7 protein-coding genes are annotated in these 6,188 nt (G+C 38.1%); 1 reads left to right on the plus strand and 6 read right to left on the minus strand.

Going from position 1 to position 6,188, the window contains the following annotated elements; translation table 11 throughout:
- The 6 genes from EWM59_RS26985 to EWM59_RS27010 all read right to left on the minus strand — a co-directional run.
- On the minus strand, positions 1–512 hold a 512-nt coding region (locus EWM59_RS26985), incomplete at its 3' end, for an IS110 family transposase (protein WP_130024302.1).
- Positions 513–695: 183 nt separating this feature from the next.
- Positions 696–1,424, minus strand: coding sequence for a hypothetical protein (locus EWM59_RS26990; RefSeq protein WP_130024314.1), 729 nt, complete (start codon positions 1,422–1,424; stop codon positions 696–698).
- Between the two features lie 213 nt (positions 1,425–1,637).
- Complete coding sequence (locus EWM59_RS26995; protein ID WP_130024315.1) at positions 1,638–2,480, minus strand: MBL fold metallo-hydrolase; 843 nt, start codon at positions 2,478–2,480, stop codon at positions 1,638–1,640.
- Positions 2,481–2,485: 5 nt separating this feature from the next.
- Positions 2,486–3,403: a serine hydrolase gene (locus EWM59_RS27000; RefSeq protein ID WP_130024318.1), complete on the minus strand. Its 918-nt coding sequence runs from the start codon at positions 3,401–3,403 to the stop codon at positions 2,486–2,488.
- 91 nt (positions 3,404–3,494) lie between these two features.
- Positions 3,495–3,986 (minus strand): biopolymer transporter ExbD, encoded by a 492-nt coding sequence (locus EWM59_RS27005; protein ID WP_130024316.1) that lies wholly within the window; start codon positions 3,984–3,986, stop codon positions 3,495–3,497.
- Positions 3,987–4,153: 167 nt separating this feature from the next.
- The gene (locus EWM59_RS27010; protein WP_130024317.1) at positions 4,154–4,795 is read right to left on the minus strand and encodes an oxidoreductase; all 642 of its coding nucleotides are present in this window, start codon (positions 4,793–4,795) and stop codon (positions 4,154–4,156) included.
- A gap of 366 nt (positions 4,796–5,161) precedes the next feature.
- On the opposite strand from EWM59_RS27010, the gene EWM59_RS27015 reads away from it, so the two are divergent.
- Positions 5,162–6,151: a transposase gene (locus EWM59_RS27015; protein WP_130021068.1), complete on the plus strand. Its 990-nt coding sequence runs from the start codon at positions 5,162–5,164 to the stop codon at positions 6,149–6,151.
- Positions 6,152–6,188: the final 37 nt, after the last annotated feature.

The raw sequence follows: 6,188 nt of genomic DNA on the forward strand, positions 1-6,188 counted from the left end.
GTTTGCAATTCAACAGGGATAGCTTCTCCAAAATACATCAGAAAGAATTTTATCCGATTCTTTACCCGGGTTATATCTCGGGTAAGTCTATCATAAACCCTCAGTAGTGACCTGTCCTGCTGTTGTTCCAATGGAGGAACATAAAGGGCTTTAAAATCTCCGTTTTTTAGCCCTCTGGCCAACTTTCCACTATCTATGCTATCACTCTTACGACGTTTCTCCTTATCACTTGTAGGTACATCTGCAGGGTGAATTACTATACAATTAATACCTGCTGAACTTAACTGACGTTGAATATTGAATCCTGCAAATCCCGCTTCATACACACAATGAATATCGGCTCCGGGATAATGTCCCTTCAAGTAGGCAGAAAGTTGTACACTATCTGGTGGTTGGGTAAAGGAGTTAAGCATCAACTCTTTAGACATCACTGTCACTTTCCAACTCTTTAAATGTGAATCAATCCCTACATAGATTGATTCTCCGCTAAAATCTCTTACTTTTGTTTTCATATGCTTCGGTTTTTGCTTTTCACTTCTGTTAACTTAAAGTTACTGTGAAACTGATTCCGAAGCTATTTTTTCAAACATACAAACTAAAAAGCTTTGTAAGAAAATAATATTTTGCAAGGCCTCGACCCCCCACCCCAACCCCTCTCCCCAACTGTGGGGAGAGGGGTTGGGGTGGGGTAAATTTTACAATCTCTTCCATCTGAAAACCTCTTTACCTACTTTGCCCACTATACCATCTTCTTTCCAGATAAAGTCATAAAAAACTATATCATTCCCATCGAATTTATACCCATAGGTTTTGGTTTTATCACTGTCTTTTTTGCCTAAGTCTATCAAATCAATATCTGTTTGTGTAGTAACATAGTCAACCCAGATTCGGTAGGTATCAAAGCCATCAGCACCCAATAACTGATTGTCAGCTCTTAGCTCAATGGGTTTACCGTTGAAAGTGTATTTGCCAACCCAGAATTTTTTCTCGACAAATCCGATAGTATCTACTTTCCTGAAACGGGTATTGCCTAATTTTAGGGTTGAGGCATCTACACTGCCCACATATTCAGGGGTTGGTTTTGCTTCATATACATTAAACAATTCCAGTTTGTCGCCATTGTTTACTTTAAAAGCTGAACCTTCATGGAAATTCCAGACCATATTGGCAGTATCGGCCGCAGCATTGAAAGAAACCATCACGGTATCAGCATATTTTTTAGCCTTCAATGGTGATTTGGTTTGTTCAAGAGTTTCCAGATACCGGGCATTTACCCACACACTATTGCCCAAGCCGGATTCAGGAGCAGTAGTAACAGGCACGATACTTGTACTATCAGGGGTATTATTCTCTGTCTGAGAAGATTGTTTGGTACAAGAGAAAATGAGGCTACTTATGGTAGCAAGGATCATTAGTTTTTTCATGATTGTTTTTAGTGATTAGTATGTTAGTCTTGAACTGTGCCGAGACGGCGTACCGTTTTACCTGATTGAATTGATTGACCTGATCTACCTGATTTACTTTTATTCAATACAGGTTTCATTTATATATAAATATGTTCAGGTAAATCAGTCCAATCAGGTCAATCAATTCAATCAGGTAAAACGGTACGCCGTCTCGGCACAGTTCAAGATGATTTAAATAATTTCTATTCTTTCTCCCAATCTTAAAACCCTGTAAGGTGTGCCGTATTCGTCGGCTTTGGCTACAAAGTTTTCAGGGTCTTCGGTATTAAATTCAAATAAATGATAATGATGCGGAATAACTAATTTTGCGCCTATTTCTTTACCCAGTCTCGCAGCTTCTTCAAAATTCAGATTGCCTGCCACTTTTCTTTCTGGTTTGTTGCCATTAATCGGCAAAAAAGCAATGTCCACTTCAAATGGTTTTAATATATCTACTATGCCATCATACCAGAGAGTATCGCCTGAGTGATAAACTTTGTACGGACCAAATTCAGCCACAAAACCCATGTATTTTAATTTTCCGGCTTCATCTCTTTCTATGGCATTGTGCGCTGCCGGAACCCCGTACAATTTAAAAGGGTAGATTTCAATATGCTCATTATCATTTAAACACACCGGAAAATCAACATCTTTTTTCAGCCTTTCTGAAACAAATACCCTATTCGCTTCTGGAATAACCATCGTTATGGTAGGATTTTTTTCGAAAATCGGGAGCAAGGTTTCTGCATCTAAATGGTCGGTATGGTTATGCGATGAAGTAACCACATCAATCATATCCAATAAAGCAGGGTCAATAACCAGTTCACTGATACGGGTATGAGGTTTATCAGTATCAGCATATTTTTTAGTCAGTGAATCTGACAAATACGGGTCAAAAAGCAGGTGTTTCCCTAAGTATTGAATCAGGAATCCACTCTGCCCCAGCCACCATACCCTGAACCCTTGTGTCTGATATACAGAACTTTTAATGTCTTCTGCCAATTTCTGGTCTTTCTGATAAGCTTGTATCAACATCCTGTTTATAGTTTTTCGTATCCTTCTACTGGTTTCCAATCTGATTTGGATTCAAAATGATGCCATAGCAAAGCACCTACTTTGCGTAGTAATTCATAACCTTCATTTTCTCTTATCCACGACTCATCTTTCTGATTTTTGGTTATGATGCTATACACATATTCTCCATGCGGTGCATGAACCAAAGCCGTTTCGGAGCGGGAGCGATTCACTGCCCCGTTTTTAGTAGCTACCTTCACATTTGCAGGCAATTGAGATAACCCTTCTGTATCCCAGAACTGACGGCCGAGATTTCGGTACATTCTATCTGAGTAGGCAGGAGAGATAACTTTGCCTTCACGAATCATGGTCAGTAAATTTACCATTTCTTTCGGTGAAGTTTGTCCCCAGCCGTATTTGCTTCGGTTGGCTTCTCTACCGGGTGTCCTGGAATTAACTCTTGTTACCTGAAAACCTAAAGAATCCAGAATGGCGTTAATCCGTTTACCACCACCCGATAGGGCTTGTAGCCATAAGCTGCCTGTATTATCACTGATGGTACATATAAGCATCATTACATAACTTAGAGGTATCTTGGTACTGTCTTTCAGAGATCCCACAATGCCATCATCGTATTTTAATGAATCTCTATAAACTAATTCCTGTTCATATTTCAATGTGCTCTGTCTGATTTTATCAAACGTACCAATCATGATAGGTATTTTAATCATGCTGGCTGTAGGAAAAACAGTATCGGCATTAATGGCTACAAATTTATTGGTTTTGAGATTACGCACATAAATGCCTACCTCGCCATTAAAACCCTGAATGGCCTGCTGAAGTTTAGCTTTGAGTTTTAAATCTTCTTTTAAAACCTGCGAAAATGTAAAAAAAGGGGTTAGGACAATACTTAGTAGGATAATGAAGTATAGTTTTCTTTGCATAGGGGTATAGTAAAGCCACGAATATAAATAATTTTCCGTGGCTTTGGTCATACAGTTGTGCAGATATTCTTTTTTTTAGCCACAAATATATCTATGGTTTTAGTTTCGCTTCGTACACCTGTTTTTCTTTAGGGGTAATATCTGCTAATACATATCTTTCCTGCTTGGTGATAGTCATTTCATCTAAAGCATCTACTGCATTTTTGTAATTGGCATCGTCTGTCGCTCTGATGATGACTGTAAAACTTTCGGGCTCAACGGCATTTTTCCTTTTTTCCAGGATTAACTGGCGGAGCGTAATTCCATAATTGACTTCTTTCAGGTAGTCTGTATTCAATTCATTATAATTGATTTGATGCCAGAAGATTCTGTCGTTTTTACCAAGTACCAATGTCAAAGAATTTTCTTGTGTCACATCAGGCGGGTCTAATACCTGATTGGTATCAGGCATAACTAACTTCATCATGTTGGGCGTAGAGAATGTAGTGGTAAACATGAAGAAAGTAATCAATAAGAACCCCAAATCGACCATAGGGGTCATGTCAACCCGTGCTACACGGGCATTGGTAGCTATTTCTGCCATTTTTGTAAGAGTTTAAGTTGAACGAAAATCTTTATTTAGAAATATGTCTAAATATCTAAATAAAATTTTGATTCACAAATAAATCTTCAGAAATTTTTTATTGTGGCACGAATCTCCAGGTTCGTGTTGCAGAAAATTCATTGATAATGTAAATAGGTCCGGATAACTCAAGAATCAAAAACCTGCATTTTTTCAGATACAATAATATCCTTGCCCTTGATTCCTTTTTGTGCCATAGCAAGCATGGCATTGGCTACAGTTTCGCCTTTGATGGCTTTGTAGTTGTCAGGAATCAGAAAATTAAAAGTTTTCATGAGAATGGTGGCAAAGCCTTCACCGGCACGGGATTTCTTGCGTTCGCCCAGAAGCAGAGAAGGGCGGAAGATTAGTAAAGCCGGGTAATGTAAATCGCTGATGGCTTTTTCAATTTCACCCTTTACCCGGTTGTAATAAAACATCGATTTTTCGTCAGCACCCATTGCCGTAACAATCACGTATTGACTGGCTCCATTTTGTAGGGCCGCTTTAGCTATCTCGAAAGGATAAGTAAAATCAACTTTGTAGAATGCCTCTTTCGAGCCAGCCTGCTTCATGGTAGTACCCAAACAACAAAATATATCATCAGCCACCACCAATGATTGATTGAAATTATCAAAATCAATAACAATTTGTTCGAGCTTAGGATGTTGAAAATCAAGAGATTTACGAACCAGCACCTTTACAGTTGAGTAGGAGGGGTGATTCAGTATTTTTTGAGTCAGATGATTACCTATCAATCCGGTAGCTCCTACGATGAGTGCGGTTTTCATGTCTATTGAGTGATTAGTGATTGAGTGAATGGGTGATTTAGTGAATGAGTGATTGTTTTGTTAATATAAGATTACTTAACTAAGTGTAAATAATCATCGTGCTGTGGCCAATAAATAGTTAATCACTAAGTCAACCATTCACTAAATCGTAGTATTGCAAAGTCGGAATAAAATTTGGTTTATAGTTAAGATACAATAAAATTAAGACACGGTTAAGTTGGTCATATTGACGCTAAATTGGTAAAATATATCTGGAGTGATGCTAATAGCCAACTTACCCACTTCATGCGATTATGGACAGTTCACTGGGACATAGATCTCTTCAAACGATGATGTTATAAGCATGAAATAAACTATTTTAAAACAATGACTATAAACAAACAGTACATAGGTATCGATGTGGGAAGCCATGAGTTAGTCATCGCTCAGGGCTTAAGTCAAGCTTCATCCAAATTCATCAAACTTCCTGTACAAACTATCGACAATACTATAGAAGCTATCAATCAGTGGATTGAGACACTTGGTGAAAATGTACATATTATTTTTGAACAAACTGGTACTTATAATCTTCCATTAAGCTATGCTTTAACGCTTCATGAGATTACTTTTAGTGTAATCACTCCAAGCCAAAGCAAAGGGTTTGTCAAAAGTATGAAAGTTACTCATCAGCATGATGGAGTGGATGCAGCCTTATTAAGCTTGTATGGAGCCAATTATCAACCTGCTCCCACCAGTATCGAAGATGAGCATTTGCATCATCTCAGACAAAAAAGGAAACATTTATCCACTTTAATGACTCAGAAACAAGCCTATGAGAATCAACTTCATGCCTTGTCTTTTGACCCAAGAGCTGACAAGTTAGTCATTGAAAGTTTAGAATTATTGCAAATGACCTTGCAAATACAAATCACTAAATTTAAAGAGGAACTCTTTACTTTAGATGATGACCAACATAAACACTTGTTTGGTTTAATCAAATCAGTAGTGGGTATCGGTGATGCCTCTGCCAATGCTTTGATTATCGCCAGTGATGGGTTTAAGAACTTTAGCAATGTCAAGCAAGTACTTAAGTTCTTAGGAATTGTTCCCATCGAAAAACACTCCTCCAAAAGTGTACACAAAAACTATGGGCTGGCTAAAACCGGACTGGGTTATGTCAGAGCGATTCTTTATATGGCTGCCCGAAGTGCTAAAAAATATAACCTGGCCTGTGTGGCTGTTTATCAAAGGCAAAGAGCCTTGGGTAAAGCTCACAAAGTCGCTATGATTGCCGTGATGAACAAATTAATCAGACAAGTTTTTGGGGTGGTTAAAAACCAAACCTTGTTCGTCAATGATTTTGAGTTTGCCAAATAATATTTCGACTTTTTATTGACTTTTAACACAGTTCATC

The sequence above is a fragment of the Emticicia agri genome (assembly GCF_004168285.1).
GTDB classification, from domain to species: Bacteria; Bacteroidota; Bacteroidia; order Cytophagales; family Spirosomataceae; genus Emticicia; species Emticicia agri.

What these genes read in the sequence shown, in the direction of transcription:
- EWM59_RS27015 (WP_130021068.1), top strand. Translation starts at nt 5,162, where the DNA reads ATGACTATAAACAAACAGTACATAGGTATCGATGTGGGAAGCCATGAG.
- EWM59_RS26995 (WP_130024315.1), bottom strand. Translation starts at nt 2,480, where the DNA reads ATGTTGATACAAGCTTATCAGAAAGACCAGAAATTGGCAGAAGACATT.
- EWM59_RS27000 (WP_130024318.1), bottom strand. Translation starts at nt 3,403, where the DNA reads ATGCAAAGAAAACTATACTTCATTATCCTACTAAGTATTGTCCTAACC.
- EWM59_RS26990 (WP_130024314.1), bottom strand. Translation starts at nt 1,424, where the DNA reads ATGAAAAAACTAATGATCCTTGCTACCATAAGTAGCCTCATTTTCTCT.
- EWM59_RS27005 (WP_130024316.1), bottom strand. Translation starts at nt 3,986, where the DNA reads ATGGCAGAAATAGCTACCAATGCCCGTGTAGCACGGGTTGACATGACC.
- EWM59_RS27010 (WP_130024317.1), bottom strand. Translation starts at nt 4,795, where the DNA reads ATGAAAACCGCACTCATCGTAGGAGCTACCGGATTGATAGGTAATCAT.